The 22,841-nt window shown below is 66.7% G+C and carries 20 protein-coding genes and 1 riboswitch; of the genes, 11 read left to right on the top strand and 9 right to left on the bottom strand.

Going from position 1 to position 22,841, the window contains the following annotated elements:
• Positions 1–90 precede the first annotated feature (90 nt).
• Positions 91–930, bottom strand: a complete 840-nt coding sequence (locus HBE63_RS20565; protein WP_166906396.1) for a LuxR C-terminal-related transcriptional regulator — start codon at positions 928–930, stop codon at positions 91–93.
• Between the two features lie 59 nt (positions 931–989).
• Between HBE63_RS20565 and HBE63_RS20560 the strand changes: the two genes are divergently transcribed.
• Both HBE63_RS20560 and HBE63_RS20555 read left to right on the top strand, forming a co-directional pair.
• On the top strand, positions 990–2,687 hold the full coding sequence (locus HBE63_RS20560; protein WP_166906395.1) for an AMP-binding protein: 1,698 nt from the start codon (positions 990–992) through the stop codon (positions 2,685–2,687).
• An 8-nt stretch (positions 2,688–2,695) separates the two neighbouring features.
• Positions 2,696–4,312, top strand: coding sequence for an AMP-binding protein (locus HBE63_RS20555; RefSeq protein ID WP_166910018.1), 1,617 nt, complete (start codon positions 2,696–2,698; stop codon positions 4,310–4,312).
• 10 nt (positions 4,313–4,322) lie between these two features.
• On the opposite strand, the gene HBE63_RS20550 is transcribed toward HBE63_RS20555, so the two are convergent.
• Positions 4,323–5,402, bottom strand: a complete 1,080-nt coding sequence (locus HBE63_RS20550) for an asparaginase (RefSeq protein WP_243858191.1) — start codon at positions 5,400–5,402, stop codon at positions 4,323–4,325.
• A gap of 80 nt (positions 5,403–5,482) precedes the next feature.
• Here HBE63_RS20550 and HBE63_RS20545 point away from each other — a divergent pair, with 80 nt between their 5' ends.
• Positions 5,483–5,881 (top strand): hypothetical protein, encoded by a 399-nt coding sequence (locus tag HBE63_RS20545; protein ID WP_166906394.1) that lies wholly within the window; start codon positions 5,483–5,485, stop codon positions 5,879–5,881.
• Here the strand turns inward: HBE63_RS20545 and HBE63_RS20540 are convergent.
• Together HBE63_RS20540 and HBE63_RS20535 are read right to left on the bottom strand one after the other, a co-directional pair.
• Complete coding sequence (locus HBE63_RS20540) at positions 5,862–6,698, bottom strand: VOC family protein (RefSeq protein ID WP_166906393.1); 837 nt, start codon at positions 6,696–6,698, stop codon at positions 5,862–5,864. The genes HBE63_RS20545 and HBE63_RS20540 overlap by 20 nt on opposite strands.
• A gap of 150 nt (positions 6,699–6,848) precedes the next feature.
• Entirely contained in the window at positions 6,849–7,022 is a 174-nt protein-coding gene (locus HBE63_RS20535; RefSeq protein WP_208301532.1) for a hypothetical protein, read from the bottom strand.
• Between the two features lie 283 nt (positions 7,023–7,305).
• Positions 7,306–7,478, bottom strand: a riboswitch (M-box (ykoK) riboswitch).
• A gap of 221 nt (positions 7,479–7,699) precedes the next feature.
• On the opposite strand from HBE63_RS20535, the gene HBE63_RS20530 reads away from it, so the two are divergent.
• Entirely contained in the window at positions 7,700–8,440 is a 741-nt protein-coding gene (locus HBE63_RS20530) for a hypothetical protein (RefSeq protein ID WP_166906392.1), read from the top strand.
• 14 nt (positions 8,441–8,454) lie between these two features.
• Entirely contained in the window at positions 8,455–10,449 is a 1,995-nt protein-coding gene (locus tag HBE63_RS20525; protein WP_166906391.1) for a YhgE/Pip family protein, read from the top strand.
• A gap of 20 nt (positions 10,450–10,469) precedes the next feature.
• Here the strand turns inward: HBE63_RS20525 and HBE63_RS20520 are convergent, their stop codons facing one another.
• Positions 10,470–11,942, bottom strand: a complete 1,473-nt coding sequence (locus HBE63_RS20520) for a carboxyl transferase domain-containing protein (RefSeq protein WP_166906390.1) — start codon at positions 11,940–11,942, stop codon at positions 10,470–10,472.
• Between the two features lie 26 nt (positions 11,943–11,968).
• Here HBE63_RS20520 and HBE63_RS20515 point away from each other — a divergent pair, with 26 nt between their 5' ends.
• The 6 genes from HBE63_RS20515 to HBE63_RS20490 all read left to right on the top strand — a co-directional run bounded on the left by HBE63_RS20515 (position 11,969) and on the right by HBE63_RS20490 (position 18,233).
• Complete coding sequence (locus HBE63_RS20515) at positions 11,969–12,703, top strand: enoyl-CoA hydratase (protein WP_166906389.1); 735 nt, start codon at positions 11,969–11,971, stop codon at positions 12,701–12,703.
• Position 12,704: 1 nt separating this feature from the next.
• Positions 12,705–13,817 (top strand): MBL fold metallo-hydrolase, encoded by a 1,113-nt coding sequence (locus HBE63_RS20510; RefSeq protein WP_166906388.1) that lies wholly within the window; start codon positions 12,705–12,707, stop codon positions 13,815–13,817.
• A gap of 66 nt (positions 13,818–13,883) precedes the next feature.
• A complete protein-coding gene (locus HBE63_RS20505) occupies positions 13,884–16,367 on the top strand; it encodes an HAD-IC family P-type ATPase (protein WP_166906387.1) in 2,484 nt (827 codons plus the stop codon).
• A 58-nt stretch (positions 16,368–16,425) separates the two neighbouring features.
• A complete protein-coding gene (locus tag HBE63_RS20500) occupies positions 16,426–16,605 on the top strand; it encodes an antitoxin (RefSeq protein ID WP_166906386.1) in 180 nt (59 codons plus the stop codon).
• A 3-nt stretch (positions 16,606–16,608) separates the two neighbouring features.
• Complete coding sequence (locus tag HBE63_RS20495) at positions 16,609–17,061, top strand: SRPBCC family protein (protein ID WP_166906385.1); 453 nt, start codon at positions 16,609–16,611, stop codon at positions 17,059–17,061.
• Positions 17,062–17,135: 74 nt separating this feature from the next.
• On the top strand, positions 17,136–18,233 hold the full coding sequence (locus tag HBE63_RS20490; RefSeq protein WP_166906384.1) for a dihydrodipicolinate reductase: 1,098 nt from the start codon (positions 17,136–17,138) through the stop codon (positions 18,231–18,233).
• On the opposite strand, the gene HBE63_RS20485 is transcribed toward HBE63_RS20490, so the two are convergent.
• Genes HBE63_RS20485 through HBE63_RS20470 form a run of 4 tightly spaced genes read right to left on the bottom strand, consistent with a single transcriptional unit; the run spans position 18,228 to position 22,833 of the window.
• Complete coding sequence (locus HBE63_RS20485) at positions 18,228–19,700, bottom strand: long-chain fatty acid--CoA ligase (protein WP_166906383.1); 1,473 nt, start codon at positions 19,698–19,700, stop codon at positions 18,228–18,230. The genes HBE63_RS20490 and HBE63_RS20485 overlap by 6 nt on opposite strands.
• Positions 19,697–20,482, bottom strand: a complete 786-nt coding sequence (locus HBE63_RS20480) for an SDR family NAD(P)-dependent oxidoreductase (RefSeq protein WP_166906382.1) — start codon at positions 20,480–20,482, stop codon at positions 19,697–19,699. Before HBE63_RS20480 ends, HBE63_RS20485 begins: the two co-directional genes overlap by 4 nt.
• Positions 20,483–20,484: 2 nt before the next feature.
• On the bottom strand, positions 20,485–22,074 hold the full coding sequence (locus HBE63_RS20475) for an AMP-binding protein (RefSeq protein WP_166906381.1): 1,590 nt from the start codon (positions 22,072–22,074) through the stop codon (positions 20,485–20,487).
• Positions 22,075–22,095: 21 nt separating this feature from the next.
• Positions 22,096–22,833 (bottom strand): GntR family transcriptional regulator, encoded by a 738-nt coding sequence (locus HBE63_RS20470; RefSeq protein WP_166906380.1) that lies wholly within the window; start codon positions 22,831–22,833, stop codon positions 22,096–22,098.
• Between the last annotated feature and the right edge of the window lie 8 nt (positions 22,834–22,841).

Genomic DNA, 22,841 nt, shown 5'->3' with positions numbered 1-22,841 from the left:
GTGGCGCGCTGTGCTGAGTATTGCGCTGAAGATCGCGGCTACCTGGTGACCGCAATCTTCAGCGCAACTGTTTCGGGCGATTCGCCGAAGTCAAGGAATCTGTCGCAGCCGCCGGGCCTTGGACACCGCTTCGTGACGGTTGCGGGCCCCGAGCTTGGCTGCCGCGCTGCGCAGGTAAGCCTTCACGGTTTCCGGTTTGAGTGAGAGCCGCTGGGCTGCTTCGGCATTGGTGCAACCCAGGGCGACCTGTGCCAGCACGTCGACCTCGCGGACAGTCAAGGGTGCGCTGGCCGGCGGGTCGCCGCGCAAGGCGACCGCCAACCGGTCGGCGAGGTCGCGCAATGGCCCCGCCAGGTCCGGGGTGTCGGCGGCCAGCCGGCGCAGGTCGGCGTGCACCTCTCGGATCTGCTCGGTGTCGGCCGTCGCGTCGGTGAAGGTGGTCAGGGCGGCTTCGCGGAGACGCATGCGTCGGTCTACCTCGTCGCGAACGCGTAGCTCGTCGCTCAACCGCTGCGCCGAGGCCACCATCGCGGCCGCGGTGCGATCGCCGATCGGCGCACTGGTGCGGTGGGCTCCGTAGAGCACGGCCCGGGCGGTGCCGTCGACGACGACCGGCACCGCCAGGATCGAACGGATTCCCTCGGACAGCACGGGCTCGTCGTAGTCGTGGGTGATGGTCGAGGCACGCCGGTAGTCGGGCACCGAGATTGGGCGACGCGCCGCCACGCTGGCCCCGCCCAGCCCGGCGCGGGGCAGCACCGCGAGCCCGCGCATGGCGCCGGTGCGGGTGCCGAAGAACTCGCTCAGCAGCAGGGTGTCGTCGTGCACCTGCCCGCCGAAGGTCAGCGGAAGCCCGGTGTCGGTGGCCATGCGGCGCAGCTCGGCGCGCATCGCGTCGGCGTCGCGAGGCCGCAGCAACCAGGGGCGCATCGTAGGTACCCACTTTCGGGGGTAGCGGACAACCGAGTGTGACGTAGAGCATAACTGTCATGACTGTCGTCGCGAGCAACACGGACCGCTACCGCAGTGCCCGTGACCAGCTGGTCGCCACCATCGCCGATTACGGCCGGGCCGTCGAGGAGTTCGCCTGGCCGCAGATCAGCGGCACCTTCAACTGGGCGCTCGACTGGTTCGACGCGATCGCCAGGGGCAACGACCGCCCGGCGCTGTGGATCGTCGAGGAGAACGGTTCCGAACAGCAGGTCACGTTTGCCGAGATGGCGCAGCGGTCCGATCGTGTCGCGGCCTGGCTGCAGGGTCTCGGCGTAGGCAAGGGGGACCGGGTCCTGTTGATGCTCGGCAATCAGGTCGAGTTGTGGGAGGCCATGCTGGCCATCGCCAAACTCGGCGCGGTCATCATGCCCACCACCGGAGCGCTGGGGCCGGCAGATCTGTCCGATCGCATCACGCGCGGCGGCGCGCGGTTCGCCATCGCCAACACCGCCGATGCGGTCAAGTTCGCCGAGGTGCCGGGGGACTATGTGCGGGTCGTGGTGGGCGACGCTCCCGTCGGCTGGCATCGCTATACCGACGCGTACGAAGTATCACCGCGCCGGTTCGAAGCGTGCACCACGGTCGACGACCCGATGCTCATCTACTTCACCTCGGGCACCACCAGCAAGCCCAAGCTGGTGGAACATTCTCAGGTCTCCTACTCCGTCGGGCATCTGACCACGATGGCCTGGATCGGCGTCAAACCCGGCGATGTGCACCTGGCGATCAGCTCACCCGGCTGGGCCAAGCACGCCTGGAGCTGCTTCTTCGCGCCGTGGATCGCCGAGGCGACGATCTTCGTCTACAACTACGCACGCTTCGATGCCGCGGCACTGCTGGACCAGTTGCGCCGGGCGAAGGTCAACACGTTCTGTGCCCCGCCGACGGTGTGGCGCATGTTGATCCAGGCCGACCTGGGGGAGCGGCCCGAGGGGCTGCGCGAGATCCTTGGCGCCGGTGAGCCTTTGAATCCCGATGTGATCGCTCAGGTTGAAAGAGCTTGGGGGCTGACGATCCGCGACGGCTTCGGCCAGACCGAGACCTCGCTGCTGGTCGGCAATACCCCGGGACAGCCGGTGAAGCCCGGTTCGATGGGCCGTCCGATGCCGGGGGTTCCGGTGGTGCTGGTGGACCCGATCACCGGGACGCCGGCCGAGGAGGGGGAGATCTGCCTGGACCTGGCGGCGCACCCGCACAACCTGATGACCGGCTATCTCGGTGACCCGCAACGCAATGAGGCGGTGATGGCCGGCGGTTACTATCACACCGGCGACGTCGCCGGCCGCGACGAGGACGGCTTCATCACCTACATCGGCCGCACCGATGACGTGTTCAAGTCGAGCGACTACAAGGTGTCGCCGTTCGAGTTGGAGAGTGTGCTGATCGAGCATCCGGCCGTGGTCGAGGCCGCGGTGGTGCCGCAACCCGATGACACCCGCCTGGCGGTGCCCAAGGCCTATGTCGCGCTGGCCGATGGCTGGGAAGCCAACGCGGACACGGCAAAAGATGTGATGGCCTATGCCCGCGATCATCTTGCGCCATATCTCAAGGTGCGCCGGGTCGAGTTCTTCGACCTGCCCAAGACCATCTCGGGCAAGATCCGGCGCGTCGAGTTGCGCAAGCGTGAGGATGCGGCTCACGGAGCGGGCCAACCGATTTCCACCGAATACCGATACGAGGACCTTGTGGAATGAACACGGCGATGAAGTCGTATGACGCGGGCCCCACCGATGTACCCGTGCTCGAGGAGACCATCGGGGCGCACTTCGAGCGCATGGTGGCCGCCGGGCCGGACGCCGAAGCACTGGTCGAGGTGGCGTCGGGGCGACGCTGGAGCTACGCCGAGCTCAATGTCGAGGTCGATCTGGTGGCAAGGGGGCTCATGGCACGGGGTGTGGCCAAGGGCGATCGCGTCGGGATCTGGGCGCCCAACTGCGCCGAGTGGGTGATCCTGCAGCTCGCCACGGCCAAGATCGGCGCGATCCTGGTCAACATCAACCCGGCGTACCGCACCCACGAATTGGCCTACGTACTCAAGCAATCGGGCGTTCGGACCCTGGTGGCGGCCACTGCGTTCAAGTCCTCGGACTATGTGACGATGGTGGCCGAGGTGGCGGCGGAATGTTCGGCGCTGAAAGACATCATCTTCCTCGGCACCCTGGATTTGGACCGCTTGCGTACCGAACAGGTCGGCGAGGACCAGGTGCGTGCCCGGAACGCCGAGTTGTCCAACACCGATCCGATCAACATCCAATACACTTCGGGGACAACCGGGTTCCCCAAGGGCGCGACATTGAGCCATCGCAACATCCTCAACAACGGGTTCTTCGTCGGCGGGTTGATCAACTTCGGCGCCGGTGACCGGGTGTGTATCCCGGTGCCGTTCTATCACTGCTTCGGCATGGTGATGGGCAATCTCGGGGCGTTGACCCACGGTGCGACGATCGTGATCCCGGCGCCGGGGTTCGATCCCGGGATCACGTTGGCCGCCGTCGAATCCGAGCGGTGCACCGCGCTGTACGGGGTGCCGACGATGTTCATCGCGATGCTGGGTCATCCCGACTTCGCCCACTTCGACCTGTCCTCGCTGCGGACCGGGATCATGGCCGGCTCGGTGTGCCCGGTCGAGGTGATGAAGCATGTGGTGGCGGAAATGCACATGGCCGAGGTGGCGATCTGTTACGGCATGACCGAGACGTCACCGGTGTCGTGCCAGACGCTGGTCGACGACGATCTCGAGCGTCGTACCGCCACCATCGGGCGGGCGCATCCGCACATCGAGGTCAAGATCGTGGACCCGGACACCGGCGAGACGGTCGAGCGCGGGCAGCCCGGTGAGTTCTGCACCCGCGGTTACTCGGTGATGCTCGGCTATTGGAACGAGGAGACCAAGACTGGCGAGGCGATCGATGCCGAGGGTTGGATGCACACCGGGGATCTGGCGGTGATGCGTGCGGACGGCTACTGCACGGTGGTCGGCCGGATCAAGGACATGGTGATCCGCGGCGGTGAGAACGTGTACCCGCGGGAGATCGAGGAGTTCCTCTACACCCACCCCGACATTGACGATGCGCAGGTGATCGGGGTTCCCGACGCGAAGTACGGGGAAGAGATCTGCGCCTGGATCCGGATGAAACCGGGCCGCGCCCCGTTGGATGCCGAGGCGGTACGGGCCTTCGCCACGGGCAAACTGGCCCACTACAAGATCCCACGCTATGTGCACGTGGTGGACGAATTCCCGATGACGGTCACCGGCAAGATCCGCAAGGTCGACATGCGCGACGAAAGCGTCAAGCTTCTCGGGCTCGACGCCGGATAACCGGGATAACTCAGCCCCAACGCTTGATCACGTCGCCCACCGGCTTACCGGTGGCCAGCGCCGCCATCATCAGCACCCGCGCCTGGCTCGGCCGTAAGTGGGGAACCATCACCGCGCCGGCCTTCACCATGTCGTCGCCGGGACCGTATTCGGCGATGACGTCCCCGGTCGGGACACGGCTGGAGATTCCGAAGGCCACCCCGGCCGGCGCGTGGCGACGTACCGCGTCCACCACGCCGTCACCCGCATTGCCAGATCCCAGTGCCTCCACGATGATTCCGCGCGCTCCCGCGGCCACCGCGGCGTCGATGGGGCCTGCGCCGTCGCCCGGGTAGGCCGCGACAACGTTGACCCGCGGTGCACTGACCGCCGGTACCTCACCGAGGAACGGTCGCTGTGCGGGGTGGTCGAGTTTGAAGGTGTCATCGGCAACCGTTCCGATCGGTGCTGTGCCACCGAACGCGTGGAGATCCTGGGTGTTCACCTTGTGCGTCCCCAAGGCCTGGAAGACGTCACCGGCGAACGTGATCATTACGCCCTGGTCGCGGGCTGCGGGACTGGACGCCACGGTCAGCGCGTTCCGCAGGTTTGTCGGCCCGTCGGCATCCGGCGCGTCGGAACTGCGCTGCGCCCCGGTCAGCACAATCGGTGCCGGCCCGTTGTAGGTGACGTCCAGCCACATCGCGGTGTCTTCCATCGTGTCGGTGCCATGGGTGATGACCACACCGGAAGCACCTTCGGCCACCGCCTTCTTGGCGGCCGCTCCGATCACGTCCCAGTCGGCCGGCGTGAGCTGCGAGCTGTCCTTCTTCATGACATCCATGATCTGGACGTCCAGGCCTGCCGCCAGATCGGCACCGCTGACCGTCGGGCGGCGCACGCCGTTGGCGTCGGTGCTCGTCGCGATGGTCCCCCCGGTGGTGATCACCACGACTCGGCCCGCCGTCGATTCGCCCTTGGCACTATCCGGGTTTGTCGTCGCTTCAGTCGAGTTCGTGTCGGTCGAACACGCAGTCATCAGTGCGGCGGTGAGAAGGACTGTGCCCATCGCCAGTCGCGACCGGGCCGGGCGGGCTGCGAAGTTCGTCATCTGGCAGACGCTACGGCGATACGCAAACACGCACCGGGGTTTCGGCAGCGCCGACAATTGATTGCTGCGACGATGAAGCTATGTCGGCCGCACACGCCTGCAGCGTTCTCGGGCGGCGGGCGTGTGCGTTTTTGGCGGTCAGTTCGGCGGGCCTGCACGTCGTCTTGCTCGGCGCGACCGCCAACCCGGTGGCCGCCGCGGTGCTCGCGGCGATGATCGTGGGTTGTCTGTACTGCGCCGGTCATCTGTGGCGGCGCGGTACCTCCGGCGTCTGGTGCACGATCGCGCTGATGAGCCTGGCGATGATCGCCCTGCACACCCCCATGCCTGCGCATCACCATGGTGTGGTGGCGCCCGTCCAGACCTCGGCGATGATGACGACGGCGACGCTGCTGGCGCTGCTCGAGGTGCTCATCGCCGCGGCTGTGCTGACCTACACCACCAGGCACCGCTCGGTGATCAGTCCGTCGGCGGGATGAACTGGCTCAGGACCAGCCGCGCGCCTTGCGGGTCCTGGATCAGGGCGGTGTTCGTCCACTCGGTGTCCGCGCTGGAAACCACGGCGGCGCCGAGCGTTTCGGCCAGTGTCGCGGATTCGTCGCGGTCGGCCACCGCGAACGTCACCTGCCAGTGTTCGGGCTGCTGTTCGTCCGCCAGCTGTCCGATCCAGCCGACCGCATCGGAGAACCCGGGCGGGGTACCGGTGGCGGCATGCCGTTCCCTGATGCCGGGGTCGATGGTGGCGGCGAGATGGTCGGCGTATCCCGGACGGCGGATCATCGTCGCGAAGCCGGCGTTGTCGAATTCCCAGCCGAACAGCGGCCCGTAGAAGGTCGCGGCGGCCTGCGGATCGGTTGTCTGCAGGTCGCTGAAATTCCAGGCGCCGGGAACATTGACCAGCTGGGCGCCGAGGCGTCGTCGCGGCTGCCACAGCTTGAAGTGCCCGCCGCGGGGATCGGTACAACCGGCCTGCCGCCCACCGGGCCCCGCGTCGACGGGCCCGCTGGTCACGGTCCCACCTGCGGCCGTGACCGCCTCGGCCGTCGTATCGGCGTCGGTCACCGCGACATAGGTGTTCCAGGTGATCTCGTCCCCGGTCTGCGCAGACGCGATCGCGGCCACGTCGTGACCGTCCAGCGTGGCGATCAGGTAGGTCTGCTCGGCATCCTCGGGCAGCACGTTCTCGAACGTCCAGCCGAACAGCTGACCGTAAAAGTCTTGGGCGGCAGCCACATCCTGCTGGTCGGTATCCACCCAGCAGGGCACTCCGGGCGGGTAGGTCCTTGACTCGGTCATCTGTACATCGTCGCACCTGCCGCGTCGACGGCCCTGATGCCGCCGCCGATCACTCCGCCCAGCGGGGGTGCGGTGCGGTATGGAAGGTGTCAGTTCACGTCGTTGACTACGTGAAAAATGGTTGATTCCACGGCATCTGGGATTGCCCGGTTATCGGGCGGTATGCGAGCCGCCGCCCAGGGACGCGGTCAGGACCGCCACCGGGGTGTTGCTCATCCTCAGGTTGTGCCGCTCCTGCGGGGTCAGTGATGCCCTTGTGTGGATCCAGGCGATGAGGCCCTTGACCACGCTTTGGGCATGACGAAGAAAGGTGTTGCGCTGCATCGGATCATCTCCAGTTGAATCGGAGCTCTCCGCGTCGACAGGCATGCGGCAGCCACCCACCGCGGGTGTCCGGGGTGGCGGATCTAGGCAGTCATCGACAGCGGAAAGATGTTTATGGACAGACGTTTTCGAATCGGACTGGGATACGGACTGTCACTCGACGTCATGTCGTCGTCACCTCCTCGCTGTCGGGCGCACTGGGCGCCGCTGGTCTTGACGCAACCGTCAGATGCAAACACGCTGAAGAGGAAGCTGGGCACATGGCCGAACGCGCCGACCGGCGCGAGCACTTCCTCATCAGAGCTTTGGCACTACACGACGTGTCCCACCAGGGGCGGGAAGCCACTTCGGGTCATCCCTTAGGCCGGGAAGACCTGTCCTAACCCTGGGCGTCTCTCGACGTCGTCGGATCAGTGGCCTGTGTTCGTGTAGGAGCCTCACCTAACGAAGCGCGGTTTCATTAGAGACCTTACACGAGGCAGATGTCAACACGATTCGCTGCGAGATCGTGGTTCTCAAATCGGTTGCGTCAGTTCGGCAATGACGCATCGAGGGTTGGGCGCGACCGTCGTCACCGGAAGTCTCCAAGCGTTTTCGCAGGGTTCACCCAAGAATCGGCACGGCGGCGGGGTTTGCGGTTGCCTGTGCGCACCGGCCGGATGTGTTGTGATTGGGCCATGCCTGAGCAAACTCCCGAGCCCGACACCGGCGAGGACGAGCAGAAGCCACCGGCCATCACCGCGCGTGCCATCGCGATGCACGGCCCATGGGGCCCGGTATACGGGCCCATCGACCTCGACATCGACGAAGGCGGTGTCACGGTTCTGGTTGCGTCGGCGGGTACCGGTCGCACCGCACTGCTGATGACACTGGCCGGGCGGATGAAAACGGCGCGCGGGCAGCTGACGGTTTTCGGGCGTACCCGGGCGCCGGACATCTTCCGCTCCGCCGCGCTCGCCGGGATCGACGAACTCGACACCGTGTCGGAGTCGGTGACGGTGCGCGACCTGGTGACCGAGCAACGCCGGTGGGACGCGCCCTGGTACACGCTGGTGGGTCGCGCCGACGACGACGCGCTGGCCGCTATGTGCGCGCCGGTGTTCGGTGATCTGCCGTTGCCGTCGCTGACGGCGTACTTCGACGGGCTCACCGAGCTCGACCAGATCCTGCTGCGCATCGCGCTGGCCAATACCGCGAGCCCGCCGCTGCTGGTGGTCGGCAACCTCGACCACCTCACCGATGACCGCAACCGCGACATCCTGCTGGGGCGGCTGATCGCGCTGGGGGAGAAGCAGACCGTGATCACCGCGACGGTCAACGGGGTGCCCGGCCATCTGGCCTCGGCCGTACGGGCGCAGGTGGCAGTTCCCAACACGACGCTGGCCGAGCTGGCCGGTTCGCAGAAAGGTGGCGAGTAGCTGTGCTAGCCGGAATGTCGTTGGGTACCGACCTCAAACGTTTCTCGCGCGGCACGATGCCGCGGATCGCGCTGGTGACGGTCATCCTGCTGCCGCTGCTGTACGGCGCGATGTATCTGTGGGCGTTCTGGAACCCGTTCGGTGAGGTGGACAAGGTTCCGGTGGCCTTGGTCAACGAGGACCAGGGCACCGTCGCCGAAGGACAGCTGATCAAGGCCGGAGACGAGGTCGCTGATGCGTTGGTCGACTCGGGTCAGCTTCAGCTGCACCGGGTTTCGGCGCAGGAGGCGGCCGAGGGCGTGGCCGACGGCAAGTACTACTTCTCGATCACGCTGCCGGAGGATTTCAGCACCAGCATCTCGTCACCGTCGGGTGGGTCGCCGCATCAGGCCAACATCCGCTTCACCTTCAACGATGCCAACAACTACCTGGGGTCGATCATCGGCCAGAACGCGGCCCGTGAGGTGATCAACCAGATCAACGGCAAGATCGGCGAACGCACGGTCGGCACCGTGCTGACCGGATTGACCGACGCCGGAGCCGGCCTGGTGAAGGCGGCTGACGGCGCGCAGCAGCTGGCCACCGGGAGTGCGGCCGCCAATGACGGCGCGCACCGATTGTCCACTGGAGCTGACGCGCTGACCACGGGTCTGGTCACCGCGCGTGACGGGTCCGCGCAGCTGGCCGCGGGTACCAGGCAACTGTCGACGGCGGTCGACACGGCGACCGATCCGTTGCTCACGGTGCTGGACCGGGTCAGCGGACTTGGCCTGGATCCCAACGAGGTCGGCATGGCCGCGCAGCGGTTGTCGGGTGCGGTGCGCTCGACCACCGACCGGATCGCGGCACTGAACATCGACCAGGCGCAGGCTGCCGCGATCGTCGACCAGGCGGTCGGCTTGCTGCGCAACAGCCCGGACCCCGCGGTGCGCGACACCGGGGAGTTCCTGGCCGGTGCGCAACGGCTGCTGCAGGCACGGGGTCTCGACCCGACCACCGACGAGGGCCTGATCCGTCTGAGGGACAACGCCACCCAGTTGGAGAACGAGCTGGGCGATCCGAACAGCAAACTGCGGGTGTTCATCACCAAGGCGGTCACCGGCGGTTTGCGCTCCGACGTCGTCAAATTGCGCGACGGGGCACACCAACTCAACGAGGGCGCCCAGCGGCTCAACGGCGGTCTGGTGCAGCTGACCAACGGTGGGCGCCAACTGTCCAGTGGGGCAGGTGAACTCGCCGCCGGTACGGAGAAGCTTCAGGCCGGAAACCAGCAACTGGCCACCGCGCTCAAGGAGGGCTCGACCCAGGTCCCGTCGTGGACCCCGCAGCAGCGCACCGAGGTGGCGCGGACCCTGGCCGCGCCTGTGGCGCTGGACATCCAGACCCACAATCCGGCTGCCACCTTCGGCACCGGTTTCGCGCCCTTCTTCCTGCCGCTGGCCTTGTTCATCGGTGCGCTCATCATCTGGATGTTGTTGAAGCCGTTGCAGTCCCGCCCGGTGGTCAACGGTCTGGGGGCGCTGCGCGTGGTGCTGGCGTCCTATTGGCCTGCCCTGCTGATCGTGTTCTGTCAGGTCGTCGTGATGTACGTGGTGGTGCATTTCGGGGTGGGGCTGCAAGCGAAGTACCCGCTGTCCACCGTGGCGTTCCTGCTGTTGGTGGCGGGTGCGTTCCTGGCTTTGATCCAGGCGTTCAACGCACTGTTCGGGGTGTCGGTGGGCCGGGTGGTGACGTTGGCCTTCTTGATGCTGCAACTGGTCTCGGCCGGCGGCATCTATCCGGTGGAGACCACCGCCAAACCTTTCCAGATACTGCACCCGGTCGATCCGATGACATACGCGGTCAACGGTCTTCGCCAGTTGATCGTCGGCGGGATCGACTCACGGTTGTGGGTCGCGATCGCGGTGCTGCTCGGTGTACTGGCCGGCTCGCTGGCCGCCAGTTCGTGGGCCGCGCGGCGAGATCGGCAGTACACGATGGATCGATTGCATCCGCCGATCGAAGTGTGAGACTCCCCCGGCTCGTGCCGTCAGCCGAGCCCGATCCGCCGGTAGCGGTCCAGCCTGGTCTGCAGCCGCTGCTCGCCGGGCACCGCGCGCAACTGGGCAAGCTCGCCGGCGATGGCGCCCGACAGCCGCTGGGTGAACGCCCGCGGTTCGTCAGCGGCGTCGGGTGTTTCGGGGACGATCACATCGACTATGCCGTGGCGTTGCAGGTCCACCGAGCGAACCCCTTGCGCGGCAGCCAGTTCCGCGGCATGCGCGGTGTCGCGGTACACGATGGCGCTGGCACCTTCGGGCGGTAGTGGGGCCAGCCAGCCGTTGGCGGCGGCCAGCACCCGGTCGGCGGGCACCATCGCCAGGGCCGGCCCGCCGCTGCCCTGACCCATCAGCACCGAGACGGTAGGGGTGTCCAGCGTGACCAATTCGGCCAGACACCGGGCGATTTCACTGGCCAGCCCGCCCTGCTCGGCCTCGATCGACAGGGCCGGGCCAGGGGTGTCGATCACCAGTACCAGCGGCAGCTGCAGTCCGGCCGCCAACGCCATGCCACGCCGGGCCTCACGCAGGGCGCCCGGCCCGACCAGCCCGCCCACGATGCGTCGCTGACCTAGTACCACCGCGGGTTGCCCGCCGAAGCGGGCCAGCGCGAGCAGCATCGTCGCGGCCTCGCCGCGCTCGGTACCGGAGAGCAGCACCCGGTCCGTGGCGCCATGCCGCAGCAGGTACCCGACCCCGGGCCGGTCCGGTCGCCGCGACGCCTGCACCGAATCCCAGGCCGGCACGTCGGGCAGCGGCTCGGGTGCCGCCGCCGCGGGTGCCGGACCAGGCGCGTCGGACACCACCCGCAGCGTGCGGTCCAGGGTGTCGCGCAGCAGTGCGAGCGGCACCACGCCGTCGATGACGCCGTGGGCGTGCAGGTTCTCGGCGGTCTGCACCCCGGACGGGAACGGTTCGCCGTAGAGGTGCTCGTAGACCCTGGGCCCGAGGAAGCCGACCAGCGCGCCGGGCTCGGCGGCGGTGACGTGCCCCAGCGAACCCCAGGAGGCGAACACCCCTCCGGTGGTGGGGTGGCGCAGGTAGACGAGGTAGGGCAGGTGGGCCTGCTTGTGCAGTTCGACGGCGGCGGTGATCTTGACCATCTGCAGAAAGGCCACGGTGCCTTCCTGCATCCGGGTCCCGCCGGAGCTCGGGGAGGCCAGGATCGGCAGCCGCTCGGCTGTGGCTCTCGTCACCGCGGCGGTGATCCGTTCGGCGGCCGCCACCCCGATCGACCCGGCCAGGAAATCGAACTCGCAGGCCACCACGGCCACGCGGCGGCCGAAGATGGTGCCTTCCCCGGTCAGCACGGATTCGTCGAGCCCGGTCTTCGCCGATGCCTCGGCCAGTTCGCGGCGGTAATCGGCGCTGGTGGCGACCTCCAGGGGTGGGGAGTCCCAGCTCTGGAACGAGCCCTCGTCGAGCACTGCATCACGAAGCGCGCGGGCGCCGATCCGACTCACGGCGCCAGCCTATATAGGCTGGCCACATGATTGGTGTGACCAGAGACGGCAGTGTCCTGACCCTGGAACTGCAACGCGAAGAGCGGCGCAACGCGCTGAACTGCGAGCTTGTCGACAGCTTGCGGGAAGCGGTCGAGCATGCCGCTGAACAGGACATCCGGGCCATCGTGCTGACCGGTGCGGGTCCGGTGTTCAGCTCGGGCGCGGACCTGACCGACGCCGCGGGCATGGCCGAGAAGCTCCCTGACAAGGCGCTGGCGCTGAACCTGGCGATCGACAAGGCGCCGGTTCCGGTCATCGGCGCGATCAACGGCCCGGCGATCGGTGCGGGCGTCATCTTGTCGATGATCTGCGATCTGCGCGTCGTCGCGCCCGAGGCCTACTTCCAGTTTCCGGTCGCGAAGTACGGCCTGGCCTTGGACAACTGGAGCATCCGGCGGCTGACCTCGCTGGTGGGTTACGGCCGGGCACGCGGCATGCTGCTCGGCGCCGAGAGGCTCACCGCGGAGACCGCACTGCAGACCGGCATGGCCAACCGCATCGGCACGCTGGCCGACGCGCAGAAGTGGGCTGCCGAGCTGGCTGGGTTCGCGCCGCTGGCCCTGCAGCACGCCAAACGGGTGCTCAACGACGACGGTGCTTACGAGGAGTCGTGGCCGGTCCACAAGGAGCTGTTCGACAAGGCGTGGGGTAGCCAGGACGTCATCGAAGCCCAGGTGGCCCGCATCGAGAAGCGCCCGCCGAACTTCAACGGGGCCTGACATGTTGCGCGCTGCGCTGCGGTTGGGTGCCAGGTCGGCTTCACTGCTGGCCGGCGGGTGGTTGTTACGCGCGCTGAACGGGAGCTACGCCTCGGTGGGGGCCCTGCCCCGCCAAATCCGCCCGGTGGCGCAGCGGTCCCTGCAGTACGCCGACGGTGTGTTCGTCAACGTCGAGCCGGCCTCACCCGGCGTCAGCATGAGCCGCGAAGAGTGGCGCATGCTGATCGCCGAGATGCTCGGCTCGGGCTCCGCCAGTAGGCCGGGCGGGCCGATCCCGCTGGTCGAACCTTCTGACAATGACGGCGAAGCTGCCGCGTGCGCGGTGTCCTGGTACGGGCACTCCACTGCGCTGGTGGAGGTCGACGGCTACCGGGTGCTGACCGATCCGGTCTGGAGCCGTCGCTGCTCGCCGTCGCGGGTGGTGGGTCCGCAGCGGCTGCACGAGCCGCCGCTGCCGCTGGAGGCCCTGCCTGCCGTCGACGCCGTGGTGATCAGCCACGATCACTACGACCACCTCGATATCGAGACCGTGATGGGGTTGGCCCGTACCCAGCGGGCTCCGTTCGTGGTGCCGTTGGGCATCGGGGCGCATCTGCGTAAGTGGCGGATACCCGAGGACCGGATCATCGAGCTCGACTGGAACGAGAGCCACCGGATCGGGGAGCTGACCCTGGTGTGCACGCCCGCCCGGCACTTCTCGGGGCGGCTGTTCCAGCGCAACACCACGCTGTGGGCTTCGTGGGCGTTCATCGGGCCTCAGCACCGGGCGTTCTTCGGCGGAGATACCGGCTACACCAAGAGTTTCTCCGAAATCGGTTCGGAATACGGACCTTTCGATCTGACCCTGCTTCCGGTCGGGGCGTATCACCCGAGTTGGCCCGACATCCACATGAATCCCGAGGAAGCGGTGCGCGCCCATCTGGACGTCACCGAGTCCGGGTTGTTGGTGCCGGTCCACTGGGCGACCTTCCGGCTGGCCCCGCACCCGTGGGCCGATCCGGTGCGCCGATTGCTGACGGCGGCCGACCCGGCCGGGGTGCAGATCGCGGTGCCGCGCCCGGGGCAGCGGGTGGACGCCGCGTCTGCGGCACTCGACCCGTGGTGGGAGTTCTGACCTGTTTCCGGTGGCAAACTGACGTCTTGAGCTCCACGACACCGACGGGACGAGGACTTTTCGCGGATGACGACGATCATTGCCACTGGTCTCACCGATGCCGAGGTGGCCCAGCGGGTAGCCGAGGGTAAAAGCAACGACGTCCCGACGCGTGCGGCGCGCAGCATCTCGGAGATCATCCGCGGCAATGTGTTCACCCGCATCAACGCGATCCTGGGTGTGCTGTTTCTGATCGTGCTGTCGACCGGGTCGTTGATCAACGGGGCGTTCGGCCTGCTGATCATCGCCAACAGTGCGATCGGCATCATCCAGGAGGTCCGGGCCAAGCAGACCCTGGACAAGCTGGCCATTGTCGGGCAGGCCAAGCCCACGGTACGCAGGGAATCCGGTAGCCGCGCCGTGCTGCCCGGGGAGGTCGTGCTCGACGACATCATCGAACTCGGGCCGGGCGACCAGATCGTGGTGGACGGCGAGATCATCGAGGAGTCCAACCTTGAGGTCGACGAGTCGCTGCTGACCGGCGAGGCCGACCCGATCGTCAAAGCCGCGGGCGACGCGGTGATGTCGGGCAGTTTCGTGGTCGCCGGCTCCGGCGCCTACCGCGCGACCAAGGTGGGGCACGAGGCGTATGCCGCCAAGCTCGCCGAAGAGGCCTCCAAGTTCACCTTGGTGAAATCCGAACTGCGCAACGGCATCAACAAGATCCTGCAGGTCATCACCTACATGCTGGTGCCTGCCGGCCTGCTCACCATCTACACCCAGTTGTTCACCACCGACCCCCGGATCCTGGAGTCGCTCAAGCAGACCTACCACGACATCGTCGCCAACGAGGGCGGTTGGCGAGATTCGTTGGAGATCATCATGAGTCAGATCTTCACCACCGATGCGGTGTGGCATGAACCGGTGCTGCGCATGGTGGGTGCGCTGGTGCCGATGGTGCCCGAAGGCCTGGTGCTGATGACGTCGATCGCATTCGCGGTCGGGGTGGTGCGGCTGGGCCGACGGCAATGTCTGGTCAATGAGCTGCCCGCGATCGAGGGCTTGGCCCGTGTCGATGTCGTGTGTGCGGACAAGACGGGCACGTTGACCGAAAACGGTATGCGGGTCAGCGATCTCAAGAGGATCGCTGAGAGCGATGTCGCTTCGGCGCTGGCGCAGCTGGCCGCCGACGACGCCAGGCCGAACGCCAGCATGGTGGCCATCGCCGAGGCTTTCGCGACGCCGCCGGGTTGGACGGCCACCGCGACGGCCCCGTTCAAGTCCGCCACCAAATGGAGTGGCGCGTCCTACGGCGAGCATGGCAACTGGGTGATCGGCGCCCCGGATGTGTTGTTGGACTCCAGCTCACCGGTGGCCGAGGAAGCGGAGCAGATCGGCGCCCAGGGGCTGCGGGTGCTGCTGGTCGGGTCGTCCGATCTGGCGGTCGACGCGCCGCAGGCCCCGGGCACGGTGACTCCCGTCGCGTTGGTGGTGTTGGAGCAGCGGATCCGTCCCGATGCCGCTGACACGCTCGATTACTTTGCTTCCCAGCATGTTTCGGTCAAGGTGATCTCCGGGGACAACGCGGTGTCGGTCGGCGCGGTCGCCGGGAAGCTGGGCCTGCACGGCGAGACGATGGATGCCCGCCAGTTGCCGCACGAACCGGAGCAGTTGGCCGAGACCCTCGATGAGTACACCACTTTCGGCCGGGTGCGCCCGGATCAGAAGCGGGCCATGGTGCATGCTCTCCAGTCGCGTGGGCACACGGTGGCGATGACCGGCGACGGCGTCAACGATGTGCTGGCCCTCAAAGATGCCGACATCGGCGTCGCCATGGGATCGGGTAGTTCGGCTTCGCGTGCGGTGGCGCAGATCGTGTTGTTGGACAACAAGTTCGCCACGCTGCCGTATGTAGTCGGCGAAGGTCGGCGGGTGATCGGCAACATCGAGCGGGTGTCGAACCTGTTCCTCACCAAGACCGTGTACTCGGTGTTGCTGGCGATCCTGGTTGCACTGGCCGGATTGTCGTCCAAGTTGTTCGGCACCGATCCGCTGTTGTTCCCGTTCCAGCCGATCCACGTCACCATCGCGGCCTGGTTCACCATCGGTATCCCGTCGTTCATCTTGTCGCTGGCCCCGAACAACGAACGGGCCCATTCAGGTTTCGTGCGCCGGGTGATGATGGCCGCGCTGCCGTCGGGGCTGGTGGTCGGCACCGTCACTTTCGTCTCGTATCTGGTGGCCTATCAGGGCCGGGAGGCCGGCCTGCTGGAACAGACCCAGGCCTCGACGGCGGCGCTGATCACGTTGCTGGTGTCCTCGCTGTGGGTGCTGTCGGTGGTGGCCCGCCCGTATGAGTGGTGGCGCGTGGCGCTGGTCGCGTTCTCCGGCCTGGCGTATGTGCTGATTTTCAGTCTGCCTCTGGCGCAACGCCTGTTCATGCTGGACCCGTCGAATCTCAAGGTCACCGCGATTGCGTTGGGCATCGGACTGGTCGGGGCAACACTGATCGAGGTGCTGTGGTGGGTGCAGGGGACGGTCCTCGGGGAGAAGCGTCGGTTGTGGAGATAGCTGGCTGCGGGGACAATAGCCAGCGTTCAGTTGAGAATCGAGAAGATAGGGTGGGCTGATGGGATTCCTGGACAAGGCCAAGAGCCTTTTGTCGCAGAACGCTGACAAGGTTGAGCAGGCCATCGACAAGGCCGGCGACGTCATCGACGAGAAGACGCAGGGCAAGTACAGCCAGCATGTCGACAAGGCGCAAGAAGCGGCGAAGAACTCCCTCAACAAAGAAGAACCGCAGCAGTAAATTATGGCCAAATTGTCTGTCTCCGTCGATGTTCCGTTGCCGCCGGAGAAGGCGTGGGAGTACGCCTCAGATCTGTCCCGGTACGACGAGTGGCTCAGCATCCACCGGGCCTGGCGCTCGGCGCTGCCCGAAACCCTGGAAAAGGGCACGGTCATCGACTCGATCGTCGAAGTCAAAGGCATGTTGAACCGCGTGAAGTGGACGCTGGTGAACTACAAGCCGCCGCAGTCCCTGACGCTCAACGGCGAGGGCCGTGGCGGGGTAAAGGTCAAGCTGATCGGAAAGATCTCACCGGCGTCGGTGGACGGCGGAGAGGGCGCGAAAGTGACCTTTGACGTGCACCTCGGCGGGCCGGCCCTGTTCGGGCCGATTGGCATGGTGGTGGCCGCCGCGCTCAAAGGCGATATTCAGCAGTCACTCAACAAGTTCAAGGCGCTGTACACGTCCTCGGCGTAGGTCGGGTCTTTTCGGGCACCTTGTTCCCCGGTTCATTCATTGGCTGACTTCAGTCGGCAATATAGGTTGTCATGATGCGCAGAGTGGTGCAGTTTTCGACAGGCAATGTCGGCAGGCATTCGCTGGCGGCGGTCATCGGCAGACCCGACCTGAAATTGGTCGGTGTCCATGCGGCGGGCCCGGACAAGATCGGGCGTGACGCTGCCGACCTGTGTGGGCACAGCGAGCCGACGGGCGTGATCGCGACCGACGACATCGATGCGCTCATCGCACTCGGGCCCGACTGCGTGGTCTATACGGCATTGGGCGAGACCCGGCCGATGGAAGCCGTCGAGCAGATGTCGCGGTTCCTGGCAGCGGGGATCAACGTGGTCGGAACCTCCATGGTGTGGCTGGTGACACCGCGACAGGCCGACGACTGGCTGAGGATTCCGCTTGAGCAGGCCTGCGCGGCAGGGAACTCCTCGCTGTATGTCAACGGCATCGACCCCGGCTATTCGGGGGACACCGCGGCGTACGCCGCGCTCAGTCTGGTCACCCGTGCCGAGTCGGTGACGATCAAGGAGATCTTCGACTACGGCAACTATGACGACTACGAATACACCGGTACCGCCATGGGTTTCGGTACGACTCCGGACGACGACCTGCCGATGGCGTTCCAGCCGGGAGTAATCACGTCGATGTTCGGCGGACTGGTGCGCAATCTCGCCGACCGCCTGGGGGTGGAACTCGACGAGGTCGGCCAGCGGTTCGAGCCGTGGTACGCCACCGAGCGGATCGAATGCACGATGCTGACAGTCGAACCCGGGCAGCTGGCCGGCACGCGATTTGCCGCCGATGGCCTGCGCGGTGGTGTTCCGGTCATCACCGTCGAGCACACCACCCGGCTCACGCCTGCGGCGGCGCCGGATTGGGAGTATCCGCCCGAGGGCCAGTCGGGCGTGCACATGGTGATCATCGAGGGCGAGCCCCGCATCGAGGTGAGCACCAGTCTGTCCCATCCGGTGCTGGATGTGACCGACGCCGGGTGTGTGTCTACCGCGGCGCGGGTGGTCAACGCGATCGACTGGGTCTGTGGTGCGCCCGCGGGATTGATTGCCGCCGAGGATATCCCGCCGACGGAGTTGATCCGCGGCCTGATGTGGTCTCGTGCTATGAACTTCGCGCTATGAACTCAATCGGTCCCGCAGTTCGCGTTTGAGCACCTTGCCGTAGCTGTTCTTCGGTAGGGCGTCGATGAACTCGTAGCGCTTGGGCCGTTTGAACCGGGCGATGCGTTCCAGCAGGTGAGCGTCGAGCGCAGCCGCATCGACTTCGCCCACGACAAACGCCACCACCACCTCACCCCACTCCGCATCGGGCGCGCCGACCACGCCCGCCTCGACCACGTCGGGGTGTTCCAGCAGGGCTTCCTCCACCTCGCGGGGATAGATGTTGCTGCCCCCGCTGATCACCACGTCCTTGGACCGGTCGCGCAGGGTCAGGTAGCCGCGGGCATCGAACGATCCCATGTCACCGGTGTGCAGCCAGCCGTCCCTGAGGGTGGCCGCGGTGGCGGTCGGGTTGTTCCAGTAGCCGGACATGACGACGTCGCCGCGGCAGACGATCTCGCCGATCTCGTCGACGGCCGCGTGGGTGCCGTCGGAGGTGAGCACGGCGACCTCGACGCCGGAACGCGGATAACCGACGGAGCCCAGCGTCGCGTCGTCGGCATCGATGTGGTCCGCGCGACGCAGCCCGGTGATCGTCATCGGGGCTTCGCCCTGCCCGTAGAGCTGCACGAAGATCGGGCCGTAGGCGGCCAGTGCCTTCTTGAGGCAGTCGACGTACATCGGCCCGCCGCCGTAGACCACGGTTTTCAGGTTCTGCGGGCGGGGCCGGCCGGTCTGGATCAGGCGCTGCACCATGGTCGGAGCCAAAAAGGCGCTACTGCCGGGGTGATGGTCGCACAGGTCCAGGAATTCGCCGGGCTCGAACGCGGCGGATTCCGGCACCACCTGACGGGCACCGCGCAGCACGTAGGGCGGGATGTACAGGCCGGAGCCGTGCGACATCGGGGCGCCGTGGATCAGGCTGCAATCCTCGTCCGGATCGTCGAAATCGGCCAGGTGCGCCACCGTCATCGCCATCAGGTTGCGGTGGGACAGCATGGCGCCCTTGGATTTTCCGGTGGTGCCGCTGGTGTAGAACAGCCAGGCCAGGGTGTCCGGATCGGTCGACGGCGGGATCGCGGGCTCGGCATCGAGCCGGTCCGAGTAGTCCTGGCTGCCGATGGTTTCGATCGGGAGTCCGGTGGTAGCCGCCAGGCCTTCGGCGATCTTGGCCGAGGCGAACACCTGCGCCGCACCGGAATCCGCCAGGATGTCGGCCATCTCGCGAGGGTGCAGCTTGTAGTTGATCGGCACGAAAACGCATTCGGCCGCCCAGATGGCGAACATCAGCTCGATGACCTCGGGCCGGTTCTCGCTGGCGACGGCGATACGGGTGCCGCGATCGCCGAGGGCCTTCAGCGCGGTCGCCAGCCGCAGTACCCGGTCGCGTAGCTGCGCCCAGGTGTGCAGTTGGCGTTCGCCCAGGAACACCGCGCCGTGGTCACCGAATCTCGCCGCGGCCTGATCGAGTACCGCGAAAATATTCATGATGGAGAACCATCCTCAACCCATTTGGCGTTCAGCGCGAAATCGGACAGGTACTTCGTCGAGCTCCAACCGCCGTCGACGACGATGGTCTGTCCGTTGATGAAGCTGCCGCCGTCGGAGCACAGGAACGCCACGGTGGCGGCGATGTCTTCGATCCGGCCCAGCCGGGTGTGCGGGGTCATCTCGGTCTGCATCTTGCGGAAGCCCGGATCGTTGAGGCGTTGTTCGACCATCGGGGTGACGGTGACGCCCGGGGCCACCGCGTTGCAGCGGATGCCCTGGGCCCCGTACTGGCAGGCGATGTGAGTGGTGAGCGCCGTCAACCCGCCCTTGGCGGCCGAGTACGCGCCGCCGCGCAATCCGCCGACAACCGCGAACGTCGAGGTGATGTTGATGATTGCCGAGCCAGGTCCCATGTGCGGTATCACGTCTCGGGCCAACCGAAATGGTGCGCGCAGCATGATGCCGAGGAAGTAGTCCAGGGTCGCGTCGTCGGTCTCGTGCAGGGGCTTGGGGCTGCCTACACCGGCATTGTTGATCAGAAAGTCGATGCGGCCCCAGCGGGCCAGCGCGGCTTCGACGATGCGTTGTGGGGCGTCGTCGGCAGTCAGGTCGACGGCCAGCGTGGCGATGAGGTCAGGATCGCGGACAGCCTTGGCCAGTTCGCCGAGTCGCTCCTCATCGCGTCCGGTGCCGAGTACGGCTATTCCGGCCTCGGCAAGCGTCGTGGCACAGCCGAATCCGATGCCGCTGCTGGCCCCGGTGACGATCGCAACCTGCATCTCTAGACAACCTTCCCCGTCGCTTCGCTCGCCCCGGCCACCCTCGTCAGCCTTTCCCGGATGTGATGTTTCAAGACTTTTCCCGCGTCGTTCTTCGGCAGGGCATCCCAGACCTCCACCCGCTCGGGCGATTTGAACCGGGCCAACCCGTGCTCGGTCAGCACCCGGCCCACATCGGCCACGTCGGGGCGTTGACCGTCGGTCGTCACCAGTACCGCGCAGGCACGTTCCCCGGTGCGTTCGTCGGGCAGGCCGACGACGGCCGCCTCGGTGATGCCCAGTTCGCCGACGAGGATGTCCTCGACTTCCTTGGGGGAGATGTTCTCGCCGTTGCGGATGATGAGGTCTTTGGCTCGCCCGGTCACCTGCAGGTAGTCGCCGTCGACCCAGCGGCCGAGATCCCCGGTACGGAAAAAGCCGTCCTCGTCAAAGGATTCGATCTCGTCCTCGGAGTGCAGATAACCCCGCAGCATCTGTGGACCGCGGGCCCGGATCTCGCCGGAGACGAGCCGGACCTCGGCGATACCGGGGCGGCCGTCGGTCTCGGCGGCGTGCTCGACCCCTCCCGGGGCCAGTGAGCCGACGGTGGTGACCGGTACCTCGGTGGAGCCGTACACCCGGCTGACGACGGCCCGGTCGAAGTAGTCGGACGCCCGGCGGATGAGCGATGGCGGCACCGACGCGCCACCGCAGATGAACACCTTGAGATCGGGCAACCGGGTGCCGACCCGTTCGGCGGCGCCGAGCAGTTGTTCCAGAAACGGTGTCGCCCCGGCCATGTGGGTGCACCCGTATTCGGTCATCAGTGCCACGCCACCGTCGGCGTTCCAGCGTTGCATCAGCACCGCGGTGGTGCCCAGCAGCAGCGGGCATTCGAAGGCGTAGATCGAGCCGCCGATGTGCGCGATGGGGGATGGCACCAGGAAGGTGTCACCGGGGTCGACCATCCAGTGCTCACCCAACTGGCGGATCAGTGCGTTGATCGAGTTATGGCTGTGCAGTACGCCTTTGGGACCTCCGGTGGTGCCCGACGTGTACATGATCATCCGGATGTCGTCCGGGTCGAGCGTCGGGAGCTCCTGATCCGGAGCATCGCCTAGGGCACTGAACGCCTGGTGCGGACCCGGATCGCCGCGCAGCACCACGACTTCCGGAGGCACGTCCAGCTGTGGGCAGACCCGAGTGAGCATGGCCGCGTAGTCGTGGTTGCCGAATTGAGCGGGGATGAAGATCGCACGACTGCGCGCGTCATCAAGGATGAAGCACAGTTCCCGGTCCCGCAGTGAGGGCAGGATCGGGTTGACCACCATGCCGGCCAGTGTGGCGCCCAGATAGATGACCGCGGCCTCGTGCCAGTTGGGCAGCATGAAGGACACCACGCTGCCTTGCGGCATCCGCGCGGCCAGCTGCAGGGCCAGAGTGCTCGCCCGGGTGTGTAACTCGTGGGCGGTCAGCCTGGTTTCCGCGTCGATCAGCAGCACCCGGTCGGGGGTGTCATGCGCCGCGTCGGCCAGTGCGTCGGCCAGAGTGGTGGACACCCACAGCCCGCGGGCGTAGGCGTCGGCCGCGCGGGCTTGGTCTCTATGGCCCACAGCGTTCCTGCGCACCACGCCTCAGCCCTTGACCCGGCGCATCGTCATGGCATGCCGGAACCGATCCGAGGGGTGGGTGTTGACGGTGACCTGGGCGACCTCCCCGTCGGAGGTGGTGTACGCCCGTTGCATCTGCAGGGCCGCGGTACCTGGGGGGACCTTGAGGCCCGCGGCGAGCTCGGGGGAGGTGACGATCGCTGAGATCTCCTGGTGCACTTCAACGATGCTGACTCCGAACAGATCCTCGATCAGCGGGAAGATCGGCCCGGAGTGCCGTTGCAGCAGCCGGCCGACTCCGGCGAAGCTGCGGTTGATGTAGTACTCGGTGCGGCATACCGGTGCCGCATCGTCGTCGGCCTGGCGGTAACCGCGCACCGCCAGCCACTGCTCGCCGAGGGGGAGTCCGGTGCGGTCGGCCAACTCGCCGTCGATGGTGACCATGGCGTTGGACTCGATGGTGAACTGGGCGCCGGTGGCGAACGCGAGCAGATCATTGATCGAGACCACGTCCTGGGCATAGGTATTCGCTGCGGCCCGTGGTGCCACGGTGGTTCCGGCCCGCGGCCGCGAGGTGACCAGGTTGTCGTCGCGCAATCGCCGCAGTGCTTCGCGCACGGTGTAGCGGCTGACCTCGAAGCGCTCGCAGAGTTCGTGTTCGGTGGGCAGTTGCGAGCCCACCGGGTAGACCCCGTCGACGATCTCCTTGCGTAGGGTGCGCGCCACCTGAAGGTAACGGTGGTCGGCCGGTGTGACTGTCATGTTCTCGT

This window comes from Mycobacterium sp. DL440 (assembly GCF_011745145.1).
Lineage (GTDB): Bacteria > Actinomycetota > Actinomycetes > Mycobacteriales > Mycobacteriaceae > Mycobacterium.
Note: the sequence above shows the minus strand (reverse complement) of the source record. Positions and strands in the feature narration are given on the sequence as shown.